The organism is Gorillibacterium sp. sgz306347 (genome assembly GCF_059735245.1).
Window position 1 is genome coordinate 1 of record NZ_JCAPET010000091.1, and the last position, 2,464, is coordinate 2,464.

Annotated in this window: 2 protein-coding genes; both read left to right on the forward strand. The window is 58.7% G+C overall.

Annotated features, from left to right (window positions below):
• Positions 1–1,232 precede the first annotated feature (1,232 nt).
• Positions 1,233–1,631: a BclA C-terminal domain-containing protein gene (locus AC6I6H_RS22385; protein WP_497956818.1), complete on the forward strand. Its 399-nt coding sequence runs from the start codon at positions 1,233–1,235 to the stop codon at positions 1,629–1,631.
• 117 nt (positions 1,632–1,748) lie between these two features.
• Positions 1,749–2,464, forward strand: a 716-nt coding sequence (locus tag AC6I6H_RS22390; protein WP_497956816.1) for an NTTRR-F1 domain, incomplete at its 3' end; no start/stop codon positions are given.

The following is a 2,464-nucleotide window of genomic DNA, read 5'->3' on the forward strand; positions in this document are numbered from 1 at the left end:
CGACTGGTGCTACGGGTGATGTTGGTGCCACGGGAACGACCGGTGCGACTGGCGACGTCGGTGCCACAGGAACGACCGGTGCATCTGGTGCGACAGGTGATGTCGGACCCACGGGACCGGCAGGCTCAACTGGAACGACAGGTGACGTCGGCGCTACTGGGCCAACCGGCACGACTGGCGCTACGGGCGATGTCGGTGCTACAGGACCGATTGGCGCAACGGGCACCACGGGCGACGTTGGTGCCACGGGACCGACCGGTGTAACGGGCGCCACGGGCGACGTTGGTGCCACGGGACCGACCGGCGCAACTGGTGCCACGGGCGATGTTGGTGCCACGGGACCGACCGGCGCAACTGGTGCTACGGGTGATGTTGGTGCCACGGGACCGACCGGTGTAACGGGCGCGACGGGCGACGTTGGTGCTACTGGAACAACCGGCGCAACTGGCGCCACGGGCGACGTCGGTGCCACAGGAACAACCGGTACGACTGGCGCGGCGGGCGACGTTGGTGCCACGGGACCGACCGGCGCAACTGGCGTCACGGGTGACATTGGCGCCACTGGCGCGACAGGTGACGTCGGCGCTACTGGGCCGACAGGTACTACTGGAGCTACGGGCGACGTCGGTGCAACTGGACCGACTGGTGATGTCGGCGCTACTGGGCCAACCGGCACGACTGGCGCTACGGGCGACGTCGGTGCAACTGGACCGACTGGTGACGTCGGCGCTACTGGGCCGACAGGTACTACTGGAGCTACGGGCGACGTTGGTGCCACTGGCGCGACAGGTGACGTCGGCGCTACTGGGCCGACAGGTACTACTGGAGCTACGGGCGACGTCGGTGCAACTGGACCGACTGGTGATGTCGGCGCTTCTGGGCCAACCGGCACGACTGGCGCTACGGGCGACGTCGGTGCCACGGGACCGACCGGGGCGACGGGTGATGTCGGTGCTACAGGACCAATCGGCGCAACTGGCGCCACGGGCACCACGGGTGACATCGGCGCTACAGGAACAACCGGTACGACGGGCGTTACTGGAGCTACTGGAGTAACGGGTGCTACAGGCGCCACCGGACCGACAGGTGCTACGGGCGCAACCGGCGACGTTGGTGCCACTGGACCGGCTGGTGCAACAGGTGCATCGGGAGATACCGGAGCTACTGGATTAACAGGTGCTACAGGCGCCACCGGTGCGACTGGAGCTACTGGAAGCACAGCTGAACAAGGTATTCCTTCCACGCTCAGTGCGCTAAATAGTGGAACAGCAGTCGTTTCCGCTGGCGGAAACGTCCCGTTTGGCACTACAGGCGTACAATACGGATCTGCGATTACACGAGCTTCGGCCACTACCTTTTCAATAAATGAAACCGGGTATTACGAGGTTAACGTAAGTCTAATCACCACTCTTTCCATCGCCGCTACAATTAGTATCACTTACTCCGGCACCGCATCCCCGAACCCAGCTGCTAATACGGTAACTTCCGTCATCAGTACAAACTTAATAGCCACCACTGTTTTTGCTGCACAAACGACTGGGGATTTGACCGTAACTGTCTCTGGATTGGGAATTACACTTGCCGCCGGAAACAGTGGTCAAATTATCGTTAAAAAACTTCGGAGCTTGTAATAACAGAAATCTAGCTAATTAATTTAAACACCACCCATTTTTATAAGTCTGGATGGTTTGTTCACGCAATCTATCGGAGGACAAAATACAATATTTCAGAAAGGAGTGGGACTTGGCATGACGGTTTCTTTCACTAACCTGATCTCAAACGGAAGCTTTGAGACGGGCTCCCTCATTCCATGGGCTGGGTTTAATGCAAGCATTACGAACGCCGTTTCAAAAGTGGGAAGTTTCAGTGCCCTTTTGAATGGAACTCAATATGCGGCTTTGCTGCAAACCGTTTTTGTTCAGCCTGGGGAAAGTTATCAATTAAGTATGTCTATTGCAAAAGTCGAAGCACTAAATAACGATCCCGTAAACATTACCGTTAACTACTACACTAGCGGCTACATTTTGATTTCTAATGCCCTTACTGCTGTCCTCCCGGCCAGTTCATTGCCGAGCATAGCCGGTAGCGACGCCTGGCAAACCATCTTTGAAGTCACAACAACCGCACCATCAAACGCCGTATATGCCTCCCTTTTGATTGAAAAACCCGTCAATATCGGTACCGCAAATGTCGCGATAGACGAAGTTGTATTTGTAAGAGCAGTAGCAACGGGGGTTACGGGAGCCACCGGGGCAACCGGAGCGACCGGAGCTACTGGAGTCACCGGTGTTACCGGTGCTACCGGAGCTACTGGAGCGACGGGCACCACGGGCGCTACCGGAACCACCGGCGCTACCGGAGCGACCGGAACCACTGGCGCTACCGGCGGCACGGGTGCGACTGGCGCTACTGGAGCTACCGGCGGCACCGGCGCTACGGGCGGCACGGGTGCGACTGGCGCTAC